Below are 20667 nucleotides of genomic sequence, written 5' to 3'. Positions count from 1 at the left end.
CGGCTATTCGCCGGGTATGTTTTTTGTGTTTCAGACAACAGGAGTGAACGGAGACTTAGCGGTTCACCTGTTTGGCTGGCAAGGCGAATGCCAACAAGCAGCTCACCATCAAGCTACCGGCAAACAGCCACAAAGCGGCGCTGCCCGAGCCTGTCAGGTCGGTCACCCAACCAATCAGGGAGTTGCTGACCAGACCGGCGATATTAGCCAAGGAACATGCCAGAGCAAAACCGGTCGCTGCGGCAGTGCCTTTCAGAAACGTCGCTGGCAAGCTGAAGAACACAGGCACAGCACCCATAATCACAGCCGAAGCCACGGTGAAGGCCAGAACGGTCAACCAGGCATGATGAGCCACAAAGGTACTGGCAACCAGCGCGACCGCACCGATAGTCAGCGGCACGATCAAGTGCCAACGGCGTTCACGGCAACGATCCGAGCTGGCACCAATCATCAGCATGCCCACCACACCGGCCAGCGATGGAATCGCCGTCATCAAGCCAATCTGGAAAGGATCCTGCACACCTGCCGCACGAATAAAGGACGGCATCCAGAAGCTGATGGAGTAGGTACCCAATAGAATGGAGAAGTCGATCCCGCCCAGCATCCACACTTTCAGGTTGAAGAAACCATCTTTAAAGCTGTGCTTGACACCCTTGCCTTCGGCATCGTCGGCAGCCAGGTCAGCGGCCAGACGAGATTTTTCATCATTACTCAGCCATTTCGCAGACTGATAGTTGTTTGGCAAGGCCCAGAAAGTCAGGAAACCGAGCAGCACGCTAGGAATCGCCTCCAAAAGGAACAGCCACTGCCAACCACGCCAACCGTTCATGTGATCAAAGTGACCAATAATCCAGCCGGACAAAGGACCACCAATCACGCTGGACAAAGGCAGGCCAATCATGAACAAGGCAATGATCTTGCCGCGTCGGTACGTAGGAAACCAAAGGGTCAGGTAATACAACACACCTGGCAGGAAACCGGCTTCTGCCGCACCCAGCACAAAACGCAGAATGTAGAACTGCGTCGGCGAGGTGACAAACATGGTCAGGCCAGAGAGCAGACCCCAGGTGATCATGATGCGGGCAATCCACAGCTTGGCGCCCACACGTTCCAGAATCAGGTTGCTGGGTACCTCAAACAGGATGTAGCCCAGAAAGAACAGGCCAGCACCCAGACCGTAGGCCGTTTCACTCCATTGCAAATGATCGAGCATCTGCAGCTTGGCAAAACCCACGTTGATGCGGTCCAGATAAGCAGCCAAATAACAAAAGCACAGAAAGGGGATCAGACGCCAGACGATCTTCTTATAGAGATCTCCGTTTCCGTCCCGACCTGCAGGCACAGCCGTGGGACTTTGGATGGATGAATGCACCTTGTATATCTCCAGATAATTATTGGTATGCCTGGTGAACCAGAAAACTGCCTAAGAACAGCGCCTGACAGAACACAGCAGGGCCCTGAACGCGTCCGCATTCCCCCCATTGGGCTGCAGACCGTTTACAGATGAAGAATGATGTATCAACGGTGACTCCCGACTGGACATGCCTGCTTTATCTATAAAGGCAGGCCAGACACAGCGGGACCCGATCAGATTGATGCGCTGAGCCCGGATCGCTCCCGGACTCAGCACCGTGCACTGCTTAGCTGGACTTCAGGTCCTGACCGTACAGGTCGTAGCCGTAAACCCAGGCCGGATCTTCTTGCGTGCGCAAGAAGGTATTGGCGTTGGAGACAGACTGAACACGAGTCGCACGCTCTTTGCGGTTGAGCTCGTACAGATCGAAAGCCGTACGGAAATCCGACAAGCCGGTCTCTTGCAAGCAGCGCGTCAACATGGCGGCATCTTCAATCGCCATGCAAGCACCTTGAGCCATGTGTGGCTTCATGGGGTGACATGCATCGCCCAACATGACCAAACGACCACGGCTCCACAAAGGCAACGGATTACGGTTACGCAATGGCCACTTGGTAATGCTTTCAGTCGATTTGATCAGATTCTGAACCGTGGAATGATAGCCTTCAAATGCGGCCAGCATCTCTTCTTGCGAGCTGTCTACGTAAGCACCCTGGAAATCCCAGGCAGGATGTGGCACGCCAGTCACAAAATAGTATTCATCACGTTTGCCAGTGGTGTAGTACACCATCATGTGACGGTCGTCTGTCCACCATTTCACACAGTCCTCGAACTCGTCGGCAAAGCGGGCCAGGTTTTCGCCACGGATCAGGGCACGGTGTGCCACCCAGCCGCTGTAAATCGGGTCTTCTACACCCAGCAGGGTTTCACGGATCTTGGAGTGGATGCCATCGGCACCAATCACAATGTCAGCCGTTACGCTGGTGCCATCGGCAAATTCCAGCAAAACGTCGTCACCACGGTCCACCAGATTTTGCAAACGCTTGCCAAAGTGCACGGTGCCCGGCTTGATGCTGTCAATTTGCAAGGCGTGCATATCGCCACGGTGCACGGTGATGTACGACGCACCGTATTCTTTCTTGGCAAATTCACCCAAAGGGATACGGGACAGGTAGTCACCCGTTTCGCCATCGCGGCTGAACCAGAAATCCGGGTGCGAACCCATATCGTCCAGCGCTTTTTCCAGACCCATGCGGCGGAAGATCTTCATCACGTTGGGGCCCACGTGGATACCGGCACCCAAGCGCGAGAATTCTGGCGCCTGCTCAAATACTTCTACCTCAAAGCCAGCTTGCTGCAACAGAGTCGCCGCAGCGGCTCCGCCAAGACCGGCCCCTACAATCGCAATCTTGACTGTTTTTTCCATCGTTAGCTCCAAATCACGGCACTCATCAAAAGTGCTCACCACATGTTTTTTAGTAGTGTACACACTAAGTTTAAGCATGAAAACAGGTGATTGAGCTAGGGTTTATACCTATCCAAAGGGGATTTAAACAGCCTATAAAGAAGCTTTAAACAAGCTATTAAAGCAACAATATCAACAAGTTAATTAAAAAATCAAAAACAAAAACGAGCCTTGAATATCCATACTTCAAATTTATTTAATTTTCCAATTTAACAGTGTGTAGACTCATTTATTGCGGTGCACACCCTGAAATAACAGATGCTTTAAACGCGAAATAACTGATCTGGATCAGACGTGAACCGGTCCTCGGGAAGGTATACTTGCTCAGTTGTTCTTTAACTGGCCTGCCCATTCCACAACAAGACAGAAAGACTATGCAGCCTACCTCCCCCGTTTCTGAGCCTCAAACCTTGTCCTACGATGTCACCGAACAAATCGGCCACCTGCTGCGCAAGGCGGGCCAGCGGCATACGGCCATCTTTCAGCATTACGTGGGCGACAGCCAACTAACTGCGATTCAGTTCGTGACGCTCTGCGCTCTGCGCGACCATGGACCCAGCTCGCAAACCGAGCTGGTCGAAGCGACCGCGGTCGACCAGGCCACCATACGGGGGATTATTCAGCGCCTGAAATCACGCAACCTGATTGAACTGGCACCGGACAAGGACGACAGACGCAAGGTCATTGTGGAGCTGACCCAGGAAGGGCTGAACCTGCTCGATCGTGTCATCCCTCGCGCCCATACCATCAGCGAACTGACCATGGGCAATCTGAACCCCGCAGAACGCGTGGCCATCGTCTATCTTCTGCGCAAGATGATAGACAGCACCCTGGATATGAGCGACAAAGAATAAGGCTGAACATCACTTGAAGAGACTATGTTTTATTCGGCCTTTAAGATATATTTAAAATACATCTTATAACTGATCTGCCATGACTCCTTTGACTGCCTCCCCCGCCTCTACCCGCCCAGAATGGCGCGCATTCCTGGAACTGGGATTTCGTCCCCTCTATCTTTTAGCCACGCTTTGGGGCGCTGCCAGCATTGCGCTCTGGCTCTATACGCCCGGATGGCTGGCCAATGCGGCCATCCCTTCCCTGTACTGGCACGCCCATGAAATGCTCTGGGCCTTTATCGGCACCATTGCCGTGGGATTTTTGCTGACTGCCAGCGCCACCTGGACGGGGCAACCCACCTTGCGTGGCCCCTCTTTAGGGGCCTTGTGTCTGATCTGGATTCTGGCGCGCTTCAGCCTGCTACTTCCCAATGGCATGATGGCGGCATTGCTGCTCGATGCCCTCTTTTTTGCCATTGCCGCAGCTGAACTGGGGCGCGTCATCCTGATCGCCCGCAACAAGCGCAATTACGGTATTCCGCTCGCCATGCTGGCTTTGGGTCTTAGCCATGCTCTGTTCATGTACAGCCTGATGCAAGGGCAAGACCCCATGCCCTACTTCTACAGTGGCTTCTGGACCATGGGCTTGATCACCTTGCTGATTGCCCGTCGCATCATCCCCTTCTTTGCCATGCGCGCCTTGCCGGGCCTGAGCCTGCCTGCTCAAACTCGTAGCGGCCATTGGCAAATGGGCTTGAGTGCCATCGCCATTGCCTTGTCGCTAAGCCCCTGGCGTTTGCCTTTAGCCCTGGTTCTGGCCACTTTGGGCTTGATCGCCTGCTTTCAATGGGTACGCTGGAAACCCTGGGCCAGCCGCAACACGCCGCTGCTGTGGATTCTGTACCTGGGCTATGCCGGTCTGGCACTGGGTCTATTAAGTGCTGCGGCGTATGAGGCAGGCTGGATTCTGCGCGCAGCCTGGCCGGTACATATTGTGGGTCTGGCAGGTTTCAGCGTGATGATTATTGGCATGCTGACCCGTACTGCCCTGGGTCATTTAGGCCGCCCCTTGCGTGCCACACCCAAAGTGGTGCTGGGTTACGGTTTCCTGATTGCCGCCTGCGTCTTGCGCTTGCTGGCCCTGATCCCAAGCAGTTGGAGCCTGCCCTTGCTGCATGCGGCTGGCCTATGCTGGATTCTGGCCATGCTCAATTACCTGCATCAGTTTGCCCCCATGTTGATTCGCCCCAGATTGAACTGATCGCAGCGTCGGCGCCACACTTTAAAAAGCAAAGTCCCTGGCACCGTTTATCTTTATTTTCTGCCTGACCGTGCCTGCTTATACTAAGCAGGCACGTTGTTTGCACCCTCTGCAAGCAACGCGGGACGGATCGTTCTGATCCTTGTTTATTCCGCGCTCTCATCCTCATGTATCTCGCCTTTTCGGCTGGTCCTTCCCTGAAACACAGGCTGCTTGGCGGACTGTGTGCTTTGCTCTTGTCGTTTTCTGCCCAGGCCGCCGACGCTTGTCACGGCAGCCGGGATCTGGTCGTCGTGGGCCATATGGATGACGATCTGCTGTTCATGAACCCGGACCTGTCCAGCAATATCCAGGCAGGTGGCTGCATGCAGGTTCTGTATCTGACCGCCAGTGAACGCAAAGGCGGGCTGGAATATATGTACAGCCGCGAGCAAGGTGTGCGCGCCGCCTATGCCTATATGGCCGGGCTGGTCAATGAATGGCAGCAAACCCGCTTGATGGTCGGCAGTGCCTCGATCGCGCAATTTACCTTGCGAGCCAGGCCGGGCATTCAGCTTAGTCATTTACGTCTGCAAGACCCTTGGCTGGGCCCCGGCTGGGGAAGCCTGACTCCCTTGAGCCGTGCAGAATCCGTACCCGGCCAAACCGTACAAACACTGGATAGTCCTCAACAAACATTGAACCGCGAGCAACTGGTTCAAACGCTGGCGGCCTTGATACGACTGTATCGGCCTACCAGCGTTCGCTATCTGGATGACACCAATCCCGTGCCTTACACCCAGCTGTGCTGGCGTTGTAGCGGACACGGGCACCCGGACCATATCGCCAGCGCCCGACTGGTTCGGGAAGCCATGCTGGCCGCCCCCGGCAATTACGCGCAAATTGGCTATGTGGACTACCCGATTCAAGAACAGGCCCGCAATCTGACCTTGAATGAAATCCACAGCAAAACCGAGATTTTCCGGCGCTACGCCTGGCATGATCAACACGCCTGCAAAGGCCCCGCTGTGTGCCAGGAACCCGCTGGTCCTGCCGCCGCCTGGGTACAACGTAGTTACTACACCAGCCGTGCCGACTATCCGGCCAGCCTGTTAAGTGACAAGGAAGGCAGGCTCAGCTTTTTCGTCTCGGGTGAACAAAACGACGCCATCAATCAATGGGATGTGCAAGAACAGCGCTGGACCACCCTGGGCGGACGCACAGCGGATGCCTTGAACGCCTTCCAGTATGCAGACGGCAGCCCCGGCCTGTTTGCACGCGATGCAAGCGGGCAAGTCTGGTTCAGCCGTGCCCCCGATGAGGACGACTGGCTCGCCTGGCAAAAAATACCCGGCCCACGCGTACTGCACACACCGATGGTCAGCCGCCGTGACAGCCAGGCTTTGGCCATGGGCACCGATGGCCGCTTTTACTGGAGCGCCGCCCGTCAGCCTGATTACGGCTGGAGTGCCTGGAAAGCCCTCCCTGTACTGGAACAGCCCGCCTACCCCGCCACTCTAAGCCTGGATAAACAGGGACGCACCCATGTCTTTGCCAGCAATCTGCAAGGCCAGCTTTTTCAGACCTCTCAGCAAAATGATTCGAAATGGCAGGCCTGGCAAGCGATTCCGGTCCCTCCCATCAGCGGCGGACTGGCTTCTATCCTGAATGCGCAAGGTCAGATTGAGCTGTATATGCGCGATCGCCAGAGCCAGCACTTGCAGCGCCTGAGCCAAGACAGCCAGCAGCGCTGGTCTCATCCGCAAGATCTGGGTTTGAACTACGTAGGCACGCCCGCTCTTAGCCTGGGCGAAAAAGAACAGGTTGTTGTGGCGATTCAAAAGAGTCCGGGTGGTGCCATTGTGCTACTTGATCAAGGGCAGGAACAGGAAGTGGACAAGCAATCCGCGTCCCAGCCCGTTCTGTACAAACAAAACGGCATCCTTTACCTGGCCAGTCGTCCGATTGGTCCCGAGCAGCGCTATCGATTATTGGAACGCCGTCACGGCAAATGGGTGCAAGTAGCATTGACCCAGGCTCCACCACCAGGAGGTGGACAATCCTTTAGCGAGGCCCCTGCCTTCATCAGCCAAGACTATGTGCAGCCTTGAGGAGCGAAGCATCCGCTTAAAACGTAACAAAGTACGCAGGCATGCGCCGGGCTTTCAAGACAAAGCCGGGCCAGGAAACGAATCCAGTTATTGATCCAAGCCCCAACCATAAACCCGGAATCCAGGGCCATATCGTAGTATCTTGTTGCAACAGTGTGCGCTGGCTCTCTCAGCTCCAGTACAATCGCCCGCTAACGGCTGCCGGCTTATCGGTGCCTTACTCTTTTAGCTACTCTTCAGAGATCATGAAGCCAACTACCTTATTTGCAGCCCTGTTGGGCGTCGTCATCGGCGCCGGTGGCGCGATTTATTACGCCAAAAACGTACCCGTACCGGCCAGCGGCCCGGTCAGCAGCGCCCCCAGCAGCATAGGTGCTGCTCAAACCCTGGTATTGGGCCAATCCGTCTCCGGCGAATTGACCAGCAAGAGCTTCTTGAACCTGAGCGATGGCGTACGCAGCAGCCTGTTTGATGTGAAGGCTGAAGCCGGCCAGATCATCAAGATCAGCGTGAGCGGTCCCCTGCGCCCGCAAATCAGCGTGCTGCGCAACGGCGAACTGGTCACCCGTACCCAGCGCTGCGAAGACTGCCCCGATAGCGAAACCAAAGGCCAGGCCACCACACTGGGCTTCAAGGCGGATTTCAACGACACCTACCAAGTGGTTGTCAGCGGCTTCAACACCAGTTCCTACGGTCCGTTCCAGGTCGTCGTCGATACCCTGAAAGCCTACACCGGCGAGCCTTTGACTCAAGACCAGACCATTCATGACTGGGCACTGGGCGGCCAGAAGCGTTACCGCTTGAATATCGACAAGGACGGCTTGTACAGCCTGGCCATGAAGGCCGAGCAAAACAGCATGGACGCCTATCTGAAGCTGATGGATCGTCGCGGCATGGAATTGGCCTCGGACGATGACAGCGGTGGCGGTACCGATGCACGCTTGCAGGTGTACCTGAAAGCCGGTGAGTACATTGTTCAGGCCAGCTCGGCCATGGGCGCACAAAACTTCCAGGGCGGCTTCTCGCTGGAGATCAAGCCCGAAGAAATGACCGGCGAGATCGAGCTGAAAAACGGCGACAGTCTGACTCTGGACGGCGATGGCAAAACCGGTCTGTTCACGGGTGAAACCCAAACCTACAGCTTCACCTTGTCCGAACCCAAACTGGTCACCGTGCAAATGGACGCCCAAGGCTTCCAGGCCACGATGGAAGTAGACTCCACCAGTGCCAACCAATACGGTGATGAAGCCGGCCAACAACGCGTCCGCGGCGTACTGGCTGCAGGCGAACACCAGGTGAAGATTTCTGGCTCCAACCAGGCTGGTCTGTTTGCCCTGTCCGCCTCGGCTGATGAAGTCCCTGCCAATGCCGGCGGCGGAACCATCCGTGTGGGTGAGCCTCGCCAGGCTCTGATGCTGCAAGGCATCACCAGCGACAGCTACCAGTTGACCGTACGTCAACCTGGCAGCTACGTCATTGACATGACCTCGCCTATCTTCGATACCTACCTGGTGCTGCGTAAAGACGGTCAAACCGTTGCTGAAGACGATGATAGCGGCGGCGACATGAACGCACGTCTGGAAGTCCAGCTGGAAGCGGGCGAATACGAAGTCAAAGCCATGTCCTTGGGTAGTTACGACCAGGATATGGAATATGAGCTGTCGGTAAAACGTCGTTAAGACGGTTCAGACAAGCGGAAATCAAGGCTGAAAGCTCCCGGGCTTTCAGCCTTTTTTCTTGTCCTGCAGCCAACTGGGGCTTGATCTGAAACAAGAATATTGACGCTACAGGGTATACACCTAAGCACGCTCACCCTGCCCACAAAGCCGCACTGATATTGGCTTTAAGAAGTGCTCCCCCTCCTTTTTTGCCTGACGTTTGATCTGCTTACGATTTGCTTTTGGGATTACCTTGATAATATAAATGCAAATCATTATCATTAATTTCATTATTGATGCGCTACCTTTTATCAGGAGCAATGCATGCAGACACTCGCCCAACAGTCCCAACACGCTCTTACCCAACGCGACGAACTGGCCTCCTGGCGCAATTTGATCACACAGGGCAACCAGGCCTTTCAATCCCACAATTACACCGATGCCATCACGCACTATCAGCAAGCTCGTGCGTATGTGAAACCGCTGCTGTTTGGCTCTTGCGAAGGGGCCGACGCCACCATTGCCGCCTGGGTCATTGCCCATTTGAATCTGGCCGATGCCTGCGAGCAACTGGGTCAAAGTGACGAACAGGGTCTGCACCTGTGCACAGCTCATGAAACCTTGTGCTGCGCCGCTGCCAATACCCGTCTGGCGGACGACTGGCGCATGGCTGCCTGGCAACACAGCCGCCGCACTTATGCCGAACTGGCCCGCTATGCGCGACGCTACCCCCATCATGTCCCTACCTGCTCTGCCCTGTTCTTAGGGGCGGTCAGCCCGCAGGAACGCTCTTTTTCTCATTAGTTTCATTCTGTCCCCCAGGCGCCACCGGCCTGGGGTTTATCGAGGAGTGCGTTTTGTCTTACACCTTACCTGCCCTGCCTTATGCCTACCATGCTCTGGAGCCGCATATCGACACCCAGACCATGGAGATTCACTACAGCAAACATCATCAGACCTATATCAATAATCTGAATGCGGCACTGGAAGCGGCCAACTTGCCCTACCCGCCTATTGATGAGCTGGTAGCCGGGCTGGACACCTTGCCTGAATCCCTGCGCAATGTCGTGCGCAACAATGGTGGCGGTCATGCCAACCACAGCTTGTTTTGGACCGTCATGACGCCCGATGCCGATAGCACCCTTCCCAACGATCTGGCTTATGCCATAGACCGGGATCTGGGCGGTTTCGAGTCATTCAAGGATGCCTTTACCAAAGCGGCGATCTCACGTTTTGGTAGTGGCTGGGCTTGGCTCAGTGTCACCCCGGAAAAGAAGCTGGTGGTAGAGAGCACCGGCAATCAGGACAGCCCGCTGATGCACGGCAACACGCCCATACTGGGCCTGGACGTGTGGGAACACGCCTACTACCTGAAGTATCAGAATCGTCGGCCTGAATACATTGCGGCATTTTTCAATGTGATTAATTGGCCCGAAGTGCTGAGAAGATACCTGGAAGCCGTTAAATAAAGCGGTTTTACGCCCCGTCAAACCCTGTCGCCTTACTCGGAGACAGGTAGCAACAAGCACTTTAGCTTGTCGCCTTTCCAAGCAACCCTCCAGTTTCGGAGGGTTTTGGCTTTAGGGGCACATCTCTACACAGTCCAGTATCCACGCCTGGGTTTGGCCCAATTGCGCTGTGCATCACCAAACGCTATGTTGATTGTTAGCGCCCTTACCACACACATTCCCAGGCCCCCACATGTTGAGTCTCTGCGATCGTATCCAATCCCTACGTTCCCTGTTTCACTTCGATGCGGTGCAGCTTCTGGGCTGTGCACCACAAAGCCGTACGCATCTGGAATTGCATTGTGAAGGCTATAACCTGAACTGTGCCTCTGCCTTGGGGACAGGCTTTCCGCAAATCTATCCACCCGGATTTACGGCGCAAGCCTCTCCCCACGATTTGCTACCCCCCTCCATTTCCGAGTGCTCGGACACCATGGATCCTCCTTTTCGCAGCACTGCTATCTATACCGATGCTCTGCTGCGTGGTGGATTTCAGGATGGCATGACGGTAGAACTGCAGCGAGGGGATTCCTATCTGGGGATGATTCACTTTTCTTCCCAACAGGCCGGCAGCTTCAATCGCCACGTCCGCACGCTGGCGCTGGGCGCAAAAATCCTGCTGGAAGAGGCCATGCAAAACATGGTCGCGCAAAACGGCATCGTCTTGCATTTGGTGCCACAGGCAGGCAGCCTGATCATGCGTGAAGACATGCTCTCCAATGCCTCCCAATTCAGCCCCGCACTGGCTAAAGCCTTGTCCTTCATGGGCCAGGAGACCTCAACCTTGCAAGCGTTCTGGTTGGAAGGCAAACGAAGCTATCGACTGCAAGCACAGCGTTTTCCCAAGGGGGATGTTCTGGTTCGACTGGTCCCCGCTCCCTTGCCCGCCGCGCTCAGTGCCAAGGAAATGCAAGTACTGGGCTGGCTGGTAACGGGCTATACCGACCGGGAAATTGCGGCCAGTCTGTTTTTAAGCGAACGCACTGTGCATTCGCATGTCACGTCCTTGCTGCGCAAGCTGGGCATTACCAGACGCACAGAAGCCGCTGTTAAAGCGGCTCTGAATCACTGGTATGTGCCGGATGCGCATGGTGCTATCCTGGCTGCCGTGCCCGGACTCTGCCATTAAACGACAAGGTCCGGAGTAGCGTTCAAACCATGAACATCACAGCGTATTAGCGTAGACCGCTCAACAAGCCTGCGGCTTCGTCCACGCAAGCACGTTCCGCATCCAGTAGCGTATCGCCGCCCATCCCGCCCAGAAAGTCCGCGTAAGGATCAGCCAGCGTACGTACACCGGTCAGCTCCTCGATGACAGCCTGACCGCAGAATGGCAAGTAATGCGGGCTGTACCCCCCTTCCTGCACAAAAGCGATACGACCTTCACACACTTCCTCGGCGCAGTCGATAATTTGACGTGCCATCTGACGGAAACCGGAAGCCGTCACCATCATGCGTGCCAGCGGGTCCATCATGCTGGCATCAAAGCCCGAGCCCACGATAATCAGCTGCGGTTTATAGGCGCGCAGCGCAGGCAGTACCACTTTTTCCATGGCATAGAGGTAGGCGGCATTCCCACCGCCAGGAGGCAATGGGATATTCAGGTTGTAGCCCAAGCCTTCGCCCTCGCCGCGCTCAGTCGTAAAACCGCTATTGGCCGGGAAGCATAGATGCTGGTGAAGGGAAATGGTCAGAACCGAAGGGTCATTCCACCAGATATCCTGCGTACCATTACCGTGATGCACGTCCCAATCCAGAATCGCGACACGATCCAGGCCCAGTTCTTCGCGAGCGTACGCCGCGGCCACCGAGGTGTTATTAAAAATGCAAAAACCCATCGCACCAGCACGGGGTGCGTGGTGGCCGGGTGGGTTTACCAGTGCGTAGCCATTACTGACTTCACGACTGACCACTTTCTTGACCATCTCAATGGCGCCACCGGCAGAAAGCATGGCAATTTCAAGGCCGCCATTACCCATGGTGGTGATGCCGTCGCCGGTGTCGCCGCCGGTTGGCAAGGCACTGACACGCTTCATGTTTTCCAGATGCTCTGCCGTATGCACACGCAAAATATCCTTGTCGCGTGCAGGCTTGGCCTGGATGCTAGTCAGATGATCAATTTGCCCGGAGGCGCAAACCAGCTCGTGAAAGCGGCGCTTCGTATCGGGATGGGCCAAGTGGTGGCTGATCGGTTGTAAACGGGCCCCCAGATTGGCCGAGGCAAGACTGCCCGTCCCCGTATCTACCCAGCCGTAAAGAGTGTTCCAAATATATCCTGTTGCCATGTCGTCTCCTTTCTTTTGGTTTGTCTGGCAGAACCATAGTAGGGATCTGAACGGCGGAAAGAATCCGTAGGATTGCCGAATTTATGGGCTGATCAGGGAACACTCACGGCAAAAGAGGCAGAGGACGCTCTTTTTCCAAAGCGTTCTCTGCCTCTTTCTTAAAGCTGATTTACTTATAGATGGCGGCCACACCCAAGACCTAAACTAACTCGGCAACATTGATTACTTCTGCTCCACAAGCCTCAACCAATTCGGCATCGTAGCTAGCGAACAGCACAACACGGTCTTGTGACCAGATCTCGAATTGTTCAGCCAAAGCAGCACGAGCTTGCGTATCCAGGCCATTGCTAGGGCCATCGGCAAGAATCACAGCCGGGTCACCCAAAGCCGCCGCCGTCAGAAAAACCTTGCGGCGCGTGCCTGTCGACATCTGCTCGAAGCGCTTATCCAAGTGTGGCTCCAACCCTAATCGGTAGGCGAAATCCAGCGCATTATCATCCACGCGGGTGTTCTTTTCTGCGGCGATTTGCGCCAGCAGTTCACGGCCCGTCTGGGACGGAAACAGCATGCAGTTGTCGGGTACATAAGCCATACGAGCGCGGGCTTGTCGGGGTGTTTTCATTAGCGACTGCCCATCTATCCACACTTCCCCCGTGTCCGGCTCGAGCAAGCCTGCAATGATGTTCAGCAAGGTAGATTTGCCGGTACTGTCTTCTTCACAGAGCGCCACACAGCCAGGCTTAAATGTATGAGTCAGCCCCTTGAAAACGGGGTAGTCGCCATAGTTTTTACTGAGATTGTCTATGCGTAGCATGCTGGAAATCACTGCCAAAGAAGCGCCTGGACAGATACAAGATGCTTTGCCGAGGCGAGATAAAAAAATAAGTTCGGGGCTGCCCCAAACAGGCGCCTTAGTATAGGTCTTTATTAACTGATGTTTGGGCTGCTTGCTGCGCCGTGACCATGCAGGGTTCAGCAGAAATAAAGCAAAAACCTTGTCGGGAACAATCTTGCCAGGCATTCATGCGCGGATCTACAGCCAAAGCCAAAGCCAAAGCCAAAAAAATAGCCTGAAACAAGACAAGCTTGTTCAGGCTATTTCTCCGCGTGGACTTGCTTATCCCAAGGCCGTATCCAGCAACATCATCAAGACAAAACCGATCATCAAACCGCCGGTTGCAAAGGTTTCATGTCCTTGCCGGTGCGATTCGGGAATGATCTCGTGGCTGATCACAAACAGCATGGCACCCGCTGCAAAGCCCAGACCAAAAGGCAGAAGCACCAGCGAGCTGCTGACGGCCACCGCACCCAGCACGGCCCCAACCGGCTCAACCAGACCACTGGCCATACCCAAAACTACCGAGAAGGTACGGCTATAACCAGCAGCCAACAAGGCCAGTGCCACCACCAAACCTTCAGGCACGTCCTGAATGGCAATACCCGTAGCCAACGCATTGGCACGCACCCCTTCATTGCCCACATAGCCCACGCCAATGGCCAGACCTTCCGGGAAGTTGTGCAGCGTAATGGCGATCACAAACAGCCAGGTACGGCGCAGCTTGGTGGACGTCGTACTGCCAGGACCTTCACGCCCTTTGATGAAGTGTTCGTGCGGCAGGATGCGATCAAGCAGCATCAAGGCTGCAGCCCCCAACAAGATGGACAGGCCCACGGCGGAGCCCGCGCCCCAGGCACCACCGCCAAACACTTGCTGGTTCTGTGCCGCTTCCAGGCCCGGCAGAACCAGCGAGAAAGCACAAGCGGCCAGCATCACCCCCGCCCCAAAGCCATACAGCGTATCTTGCGTACGCTGCGACATGGTTTGAGAAAACATGACGGGCACGGTGCCCAGTGCTGTGGCCAGTGCCGCGATGGAGCCGCCCACCAGGGCCTGCAAGACCACCGGGTGATCTTGTGCGTACAGCCAGAACTGATGACAGAGCGCCCAGACGCCCCCCATGGAGATGATGAGTCCAACCCACAGGCGCAGGTGTTGGCGCCAGTGAGGCGAGCTTCCCTTATTGGGTGAAAAGTAGTGGCTTGTTTTCGGTTTCATAGCCGTGCGCCCCCAGAAAATTACGCAATCCAGGTTTGCCTGATACAGACGCAAAGAGCCGTAAAACGGCTCTTGCAAAGGCATGGATGCTGTACAAACCATCATAGCGACTTCATCTTCGATTTAAAACATAAATATCGAAATGCTAACAATTCTCATTAGCATTTCAACAAATAAGCCACAATCCATGAAATCAGCTTGGGGTTTGACAGCCATCCAGCCTGTTATCTGCGCTTTGCATGGCGATGCAAAACCGAATGAATACTAGCTCAGGCAGTATGCAATTGATGCTTGATTGCCTCCAAAGCCTGGGCCTGTTCAGCCACAGCATTTTCCAATTGAATCAGCTCTTGCTGGAGCTGTTCCAGACTTTGCTCAGCCTGCTCCACGACCTGTTCCGCCAGCTCCTGGGCACTATTCATCACCCCATCACTCAAGCTCATGTACAGACGGTTGTAGTCGATCAACGGCGCTTGCCCTTCCCCCTGCTCCTGGAACACTTCATAGCCAATATGCGCAGGCAGATTCAGTGTCGGCACGTCTGGCTGCATCAACTGGAAATTCGCCAGGATAGTCTGGCTTAACTCCGCAAACGCCTCGCTCAAGTTCTGGCCAAGTTCGGTACGCACAGCGGCAACATCTTGCTGGGCGGCATGTTTTTCCAGTACTTCGGGCAATTGGGGCACCACTCGCCGCCAGGTGCCTTCTGTCAGAGCTTGCACGGCTCCTTGCAGTACCAGCGTTTGCTCTTCAATACGCTGACGCAATTGGGTAGCGGCCTGCTCCAGCGTTTGCGTCAAGGGACTCAGAATCACTTCTTCTATATGGTGCAATTGCAGCTCGGCAGGTTTACGCTGCTTGTATGCCAAGGCAGGCTTCAGCAGGTTCTGCACTGCCAGATACAAGCGCTCGAAGCCCGCCTGCTCCAAGCCCTGCTCTTCATCCTGCTGACTGCGCGCCATATGCACAGACAGGGACAAGGCCGGTTTGAGCAAGTCACTGCTCAAGCCCCAATGGTTCAGGGCCTGCGCTGCCCGCGTCATGACGTCCTCTTCCTGCAACTGGCGGTTATCGGCCGTCTTGTTGCAAAGCACTTTGACAATCTCGTCGTCGATCTCATCTTCCTCGATGCGATCGCTGCGGGTAATCACCGGCAGCAAGGGCTTGTTGCGGCGCAATTCCACCAGCAAATCGCCCAACTCCTGTACTTGCCCCGGTGCGCTGGAACTGCTCAACCACAAGAGCGCATCCGTGCTTTCCAGAAACTGCTGCGTCAAAGCAGCGTTATGCGCATTGGCCGAGTGCAAGCCGGGGGTATCCAGCAACACCAGCTTCTCGCCCAGACACACCCCTTGCAAGGCAACCGTGGTTTCTGTTGCCCCTTCCTGGAAACCTTCAGGCATGGGCTGCATCTGCCCATCGGCCAGACGGAAGAAATCCACGCTATGACCCTGACGACGAAAGCGGTCCGCCAGGAAATTACACAAGGAGCTTTTACCGGCATTAAAGGAGCCAAACACCAGCAACATGATGCGATCGCGGAAACGATCCGCCAACTCCTGCGCTGGTGCCAATGCAGACCAGGAAGCCGCCCAGGCCTCTTTTTGTTCTTGCAACTGCTGATTCAGTTGTCGAGCACTGTGCGCCAATGTCCCCTGCTCGGCCAAAGCCGTGCAGGACAAGGCTTGCGCCACGGTCGTCTGGCCCAAATCCGCCAGCCACTGCTCCATCTTGGCAATAGCGGGCTGCATATCCTGACTGGCAGGATTGAGCTGCGCAACCGCCTTGATAAACGTGCTTTCCACCGACATTACGCATGCTCCAAGGTGGACAGACCCTCCAAAGCCTGACGCGTTTGCTCAAGCTGATTTTCAGTCGCCTCGATCTGCTTCTCCAAAGCAACACGGCCATCCGAGACTTCAAAATAATGGGTGAAATCCTGAACCAGCTTGTCGCGACCCGCCTGCTCGCAGAAAATACGACGCAGATCATCTCGGTACTTCACCGACACACCCATCACCGCAATCATGACGGTATCCATGCTGCGCACCGAGGTACGTTGGGCCGCTGGCAAGCCTACGGCACCGTATTCCACCAGATGCCCATTGATCGCAATACACGCACGCGAATAGGCAATCTGCAAACGGGCACGCTCTTGCTTGCCTGCCGTCATCTTGAAACCAAACTCGAAGGTATCCGGCACCAGGGAATGATCCACGCCGGGGGCATTGACCACCGGCTCCAGATCCTTCTCGATGCCTTCCAGAATCTTGCGCAGACCGTCCACAAAATCAATGTGCTGCTGCTTTTGCGTCTGCTGCAGGCTATGCAGACTTTGCTCTTGCGTTTGCTGCAAGGCGTTCAGTTCTTGCGTCAGTTCGGTCAGCAAGGCTTCACGCTCGAACTCGCGGGCTTGCGGCACACGTTTCAAGGCCGCTTCCAAAGAAGCCTGCAAAGCGGGAATTCCGCTTTTCTCCAGCATGCGCTGCTTGCCACCATCACGGCCCTGGCGATAGCGGGTGCTGGACACGGGGTGCAGTGTCACGCCGGCACACTGTTGCGCAATGGCGCCCAGGACTTTCTCTTGCTGCTCGTCATCGGCCAACTGGTCAATCTGACTGATGACCATCAGGTTCTGACGCTGGGAGCGTTGATGGTCTGCGGCCAGCTCTTGTAGCAAATTGTTTTCCAGCGCGTCCAGCTCGCCCTCTTTGGCCGCGTGGACGAATAGACGAATATCCGCCTGCAAACCCATGGCTTCACGCGCCAGAGCATCGTCCTGCAAGGCCACGTCTGCGTACAGACCGGGCGCATCCAGCCAGCGCACCCCTTCATGCACATGCTCGGCCAATGCGACAGTTTCACGTCGATCAGCCACATTGAAAACATCACTGCCCATCAACTCATTGAGCAGACGACTTTTGCCGTGATTGTATTTACCGACTACGGTCACCGTTGGCGGCACGTTCAATTGCAAGAGAACGCGCAAACGATCCAGATCCCAGCGGCGCTGTGGCAACACGGCCAACACAGGCTCCAATACTTGATCAAGGGATAGTGCCAACTGATTCATAGTCTCTTCCTTTTGTTTCACTTATGTTTGGACCCAAGCAGGCGATAAGCCACCAAGCCAAACACCACGCCCCAAAATGCAGCGCCCAGTCCAAACAAGCTCATACCTGATGCGGTGGTTAAAAATGTGATGACAGACGGCTCGATATAGCCGCTTTCACTGACCATCACCCGCACATTGGCCACAATGGCCCCTATCAACGCCAGACCCGCCAGGGCTGCAATCAAGGAGGCGGGCAAAGCCGTAAACAAATACACAATCGAGCCGGCAAAGGTGCCGCCCAAGAGATAAAACACGCCATTGGCAATACCAGCCACATAGCGCTTGTCGGGATCAGGATGGGCATCCTTGCCCGTACACAAAGCGGCGGTAATGGACGACAGCACAATAGTGATGCCCCCAAAACAGGCCACCAACATCGAGGCCAAACCGGTGCCAGCCAACACGGGGCGCGATGGCGTGGGGTAACCCGCCAACTGCAAGACCGCCATGCCGGGCAGATACTGCCCCGTCAAACTGACCAGCACCAAGGGCAAGGTCAGGCTCAACAAGGTCGCAATATTGAATTCGGGGCTGACCCACACCGGACTGGCCAGCTCCAGCTGGAACGCTTCCATATGTACTTGCCCGCTGGCCATGGCCATCACAAATCCGGACAAGGCCACCAGCACAATCGCGTAACGCGGCAAAAAACGCTTGCCCAGCAAGTACACCGCCAACATCACCAATACGATGGCGGGCATGTCGCTGCTGGACTTGAACGCCGCCATACCGAACTGGAGCAAAATACCGGCCATCATGCCCGCAGCAATGCCCTTGGGGATGAAGGAAAGAATCTTTTCAAAACCGCCTGTCAGACCAATGACGACGATAATCAAGGCAGCGCTAAGATACGCCCCCACCACTTCAGGCATGGTGATGCCTGGAAACAGAGTCAGCAGCAAAGCCGTTCCCGGTGCGGACCAGGCTGTAATGATGGGCAGCTTCAAATACGCGCTCAGGAGCAAACCGCTCAAACCAGCGCCTATGGAAATCGCCCAAATCCAGGAGATCAACTCCGCGTCAGCAATTCGGCCCACTTGTGCGGCCTGAATAAAGATCAGCAAAGGACCGGCATAGGCGATCAACACCGACAAAAATCCGGCCACCCAGACCGACGCCGATCCACTTTTTAATCCCATCGTTTTGTCTCCCCAGTCTTTTTGTTTGAATTCTCAACTTTACTCGGTGCTCAGGCTGCGCTGGGATCGCAGCCTGAGTTTTTTACTGCTGCGTAACTTAAATAGCCGACGGGTGCGTCGCCAAGGGAGTCACGGAAATCTGCATGTAAGGGAACAAGGGCAAGGCGCTGAGCAGATTGTGCAGCTCTTCATTGCTCTCTACATCGAACACGCTGTAGTTGGCGTACTGACCTACCACGCGCCAGATATGCGGCCACTTGCCCGAGCGTTGCAGATCCTGCGAGTAGGCTTTTTCTTCAGCCTTGATACGGGCAGCCTCTTCGGCTGGCAGGGAGTCAGGGATATCAACAATCATGTGTACCAGATAAAGCATGGTGTTCCTTTCTAAAAACAAGCGCTCGAGCACTCAGGCCTGGGCTAAAAAATTCAATACGGCGCGCTCGAAGGCTTCGGGCGCTTCCAGATTGGACAGATGCGAGGCCGGTACGACCGCCACTTTGGAGCCAGGAATATTGGCTTGCATGGCCTGGGCATCGGCCACCGTGGTGACCGGGTCCCATTGGCCAGCGACCAGCAGGGTCGGTGCCGAAATACGGCTGATCTGATCACGCAGATCCGACTCGGCCAAGGCATCGCAGCAAGCGGCGTAACCCAGCGGGTCCAGCTTGGCCAGACTATCCTGCATCGCTTTTACCAGCTCCGGCGATTGCCGGATGAAGGCTTCGCCAAACCAGCGCGAAGGCGCCGAATCCGCCAAAGTACGCATCTGGGCGGCGCCGCCTTGACGCAAGGCTTCGGCACGTTCCTGCCAGGCTTGAGCGGTACCAATCTTGGCAGCGCTATTACACACGATCAGTGCATTCAAACGCTCCGGGGCATTCACCCCCAACCACAAGCCGGTATGACCGCCCATGGACAGACCACAAAACGCAGCCCGCTCAATATCCAGCGCATCCAGAATCGCCAGCACATCACGCCCCAAGTCCTTGAAGCGGTATGGGCCAGGCGTGACCGGACTGCCGCCATGACCACGGGTGTCATAACGGATCAGACGATAGGACTGGGCGAAACCTGCCACCTGCGGGTCCCACATCTCTTGCGTGGTGCCCAGGGAGTTGCTCAGAATCAGGGCCGGGGCCAGCGGATCACCTTCCACGCTGACGCGGAACATGCCCCGCTCGGTATTCAAGGCGCTGGGGCTGACCGTCATTGGCCCTCTCCCTGCTTTGCCGCGGCAATGGGCAAACCAATCATTTCCTCCAGCGCTTCATGCGTCAAACCAGGCACCAGATCAATCAGCTGCAAACCTTCTGGCGTGCAAGCCAGGGTGGCCAAATCGGTATATACGCGCTTCACGCAAGCCAGGCCGGTCAAGGGGTAGCTGCATTGTTCAACCAGCTTGCTGACGCCTTGCTTGGTCAGCACATCCATCATGACCCAGGTTTGCTTGGCACCAATGGCCAGATCCATGGCACCGCCTACGGCGGGAATCGCGCCGGACTCACCCGTGCTCCAGTTGGCCAGATCGCCGGTTGCCGACACTTGGAAAGCACCCAGCACACAAATATCCAGATGGCCGCCACGCATCATGCCAAAGCTGTCGGCATGATGGAAAAACGCGCCACCGGGCAGCAGCGTCACCGCTTGCTTGCCCGCATTGATCAAATCGTAATCTTCCTGCCCGGCGGCCGGTGCCGGGCCCATGCCCAGGATACCGTTCTCGCTGTGCAGTACCACTTCCACACCAGCGGGCAAATGGTTGGCTACCAGAGTTGGCATGCCAATACCCAGATTCACATAGGCGCCGTCATGGATGTCCTGGGCGACGCGCTGCGCCAATTCGTCTTTACTGCGGCGCTGATAATTGAGCGTCATGCTGTCCCCCTTCATGCTCTGTCCG

18 protein-coding genes are annotated in these 20667 nt (G+C 55.7%); 7 read left to right on the top strand and 11 right to left on the bottom strand.

Annotated features, from left to right (window positions below):
- Positions 1 to 55: 55 nt before the first annotated feature.
- Both ACLPGZ_RS12645 and ACLPGZ_RS12640 read right to left on the bottom strand, forming a co-directional pair.
- Positions 56 to 1372 carry an MFS transporter gene (locus ACLPGZ_RS12645; RefSeq protein ID WP_060185882.1) on the bottom strand — a complete coding sequence of 439 codons (1317 nt, stop codon included), beginning with the start codon at positions 1370 to 1372 and terminating at the stop codon, positions 56 to 58.
- A 268-nt stretch (positions 1373 to 1640) separates the two neighbouring features.
- Positions 1641 to 2780: an FAD-dependent monooxygenase gene (locus tag ACLPGZ_RS12640; RefSeq protein WP_009454531.1), complete on the bottom strand. Its 1140-nt coding sequence runs from the start codon at positions 2778 to 2780 to the stop codon at positions 1641 to 1643.
- 413 nt (positions 2781 to 3193) lie between these two features.
- Between ACLPGZ_RS12640 and ACLPGZ_RS12635 the strand changes: the two genes are divergently transcribed.
- The 7 genes from ACLPGZ_RS12635 to ACLPGZ_RS12605 all read left to right on the top strand — a co-directional run bounded on the left by ACLPGZ_RS12635 (position 3194) and on the right by ACLPGZ_RS12605 (position 11301).
- On the top strand, positions 3194 to 3673 hold the full coding sequence (locus ACLPGZ_RS12635; RefSeq protein WP_035267922.1) for a MarR family winged helix-turn-helix transcriptional regulator: 480 nt from the start codon (positions 3194 to 3196) through the stop codon (positions 3671 to 3673).
- A gap of 79 nt (positions 3674 to 3752) precedes the next feature.
- Positions 3753 to 4916 (top strand): NnrS family protein, encoded by a 1164-nt coding sequence (locus tag ACLPGZ_RS12630; RefSeq protein WP_239055542.1) that lies wholly within the window; start codon positions 3753 to 3755, stop codon positions 4914 to 4916.
- Positions 4917 to 5083: 167 nt separating this feature from the next.
- Entirely contained in the window at positions 5084 to 7006 is a 1923-nt protein-coding gene (locus tag ACLPGZ_RS12625) for a PIG-L family deacetylase (protein ID WP_239055541.1), read from the top strand.
- 245 nt (positions 7007 to 7251) lie between these two features.
- Positions 7252 to 8685, top strand: a complete 1434-nt coding sequence (locus ACLPGZ_RS12620; protein WP_239055540.1) for a hypothetical protein — start codon at positions 7252 to 7254, stop codon at positions 8683 to 8685.
- Positions 8686 to 8988: 303 nt separating this feature from the next.
- A complete protein-coding gene (locus ACLPGZ_RS12615; RefSeq protein WP_021446677.1) occupies positions 8989 to 9468 on the top strand; it encodes a hypothetical protein in 480 nt (159 codons plus the stop codon).
- Between the two features lie 53 nt (positions 9469 to 9521).
- Positions 9522 to 10133 (top strand): superoxide dismutase, encoded by a 612-nt coding sequence (locus tag ACLPGZ_RS12610; RefSeq protein WP_035267933.1) that lies wholly within the window; start codon positions 9522 to 9524, stop codon positions 10131 to 10133.
- 232 nt (positions 10134 to 10365) lie between these two features.
- On the top strand, positions 10366 to 11301 hold the full coding sequence (locus ACLPGZ_RS12605; protein ID WP_009454544.1) for a helix-turn-helix domain-containing protein: 936 nt from the start codon (positions 10366 to 10368) through the stop codon (positions 11299 to 11301).
- 46 nt (positions 11302 to 11347) lie between these two features.
- Here the strand turns inward: ACLPGZ_RS12605 and ACLPGZ_RS12600 are convergent, their stop codons facing one another.
- The 9 genes from ACLPGZ_RS12600 to ACLPGZ_RS12560 all read right to left on the bottom strand — a co-directional run bounded on the left by ACLPGZ_RS12600 (position 11348) and on the right by ACLPGZ_RS12560 (position 20642).
- Positions 11348 to 12457 (bottom strand): class II histone deacetylase, encoded by a 1110-nt coding sequence (locus ACLPGZ_RS12600; RefSeq protein ID WP_009454546.1) that lies wholly within the window; start codon positions 12455 to 12457, stop codon positions 11348 to 11350.
- A gap of 199 nt (positions 12458 to 12656) precedes the next feature.
- Positions 12657 to 13271 (bottom strand): ATP-binding cassette domain-containing protein, encoded by a 615-nt coding sequence (locus tag ACLPGZ_RS12595; protein WP_060186075.1) that lies wholly within the window; start codon positions 13269 to 13271, stop codon positions 12657 to 12659.
- Between the two features lie 303 nt (positions 13272 to 13574).
- Positions 13575 to 14417 carry a ZIP family metal transporter gene (locus ACLPGZ_RS12590; RefSeq protein WP_371477530.1) on the bottom strand — a complete coding sequence of 281 codons (843 nt, stop codon included), beginning with the start codon at positions 14415 to 14417 and terminating at the stop codon, positions 13575 to 13577.
- A gap of 365 nt (positions 14418 to 14782) precedes the next feature.
- Positions 14783 to 16324, bottom strand: a complete 1542-nt coding sequence (locus ACLPGZ_RS12585; RefSeq protein ID WP_239055539.1) for a GTPase — start codon at positions 16322 to 16324, stop codon at positions 14783 to 14785.
- Complete coding sequence (locus ACLPGZ_RS12580) at positions 16324 to 17586, bottom strand: GTPase (RefSeq protein WP_239055538.1); 1263 nt, start codon at positions 17584 to 17586, stop codon at positions 16324 to 16326. The genes ACLPGZ_RS12585 and ACLPGZ_RS12580 overlap by 1 nt, the downstream gene beginning before the upstream one ends.
- Positions 17587 to 17603: 17 nt before the next feature.
- Positions 17604 to 18767, bottom strand: coding sequence for a benzoate/H(+) symporter BenE family transporter (locus tag ACLPGZ_RS12575; RefSeq protein WP_060185891.1), 1164 nt, complete (start codon positions 18765 to 18767; stop codon positions 17604 to 17606).
- 97 nt (positions 18768 to 18864) lie between these two features.
- Positions 18865 to 19140, bottom strand: coding sequence for a muconolactone Delta-isomerase (gene catC / locus ACLPGZ_RS12570; protein ID WP_009454559.1), 276 nt, complete (start codon positions 19138 to 19140; stop codon positions 18865 to 18867).
- 33 nt (positions 19141 to 19173) lie between these two features.
- The gene (gene pcaD / locus ACLPGZ_RS12565) at positions 19174 to 19977 is read right to left on the bottom strand and encodes a 3-oxoadipate enol-lactonase (RefSeq protein WP_035267943.1); all 804 of its coding nucleotides are present in this window, start codon (positions 19975 to 19977) and stop codon (positions 19174 to 19176) included.
- Positions 19974 to 20642, bottom strand: a complete 669-nt coding sequence (locus ACLPGZ_RS12560) for a 3-oxoacid CoA-transferase subunit B (RefSeq protein WP_239055537.1) — start codon at positions 20640 to 20642, stop codon at positions 19974 to 19976. The genes pcaD and ACLPGZ_RS12560 overlap by 4 nt, the downstream gene beginning before the upstream one ends.
- Between the last annotated feature and the right edge of the window lie 25 nt (positions 20643 to 20667).

Source organism: Alcaligenes sp. Me129 (assembly GCF_050487245.1).
GTDB lineage: Bacteria > Pseudomonadota > Gammaproteobacteria > Burkholderiales > Burkholderiaceae_B > Alcaligenes > Alcaligenes phenolicus.
This window is presented reverse-complemented; position numbering and strand designations above follow the sequence as displayed.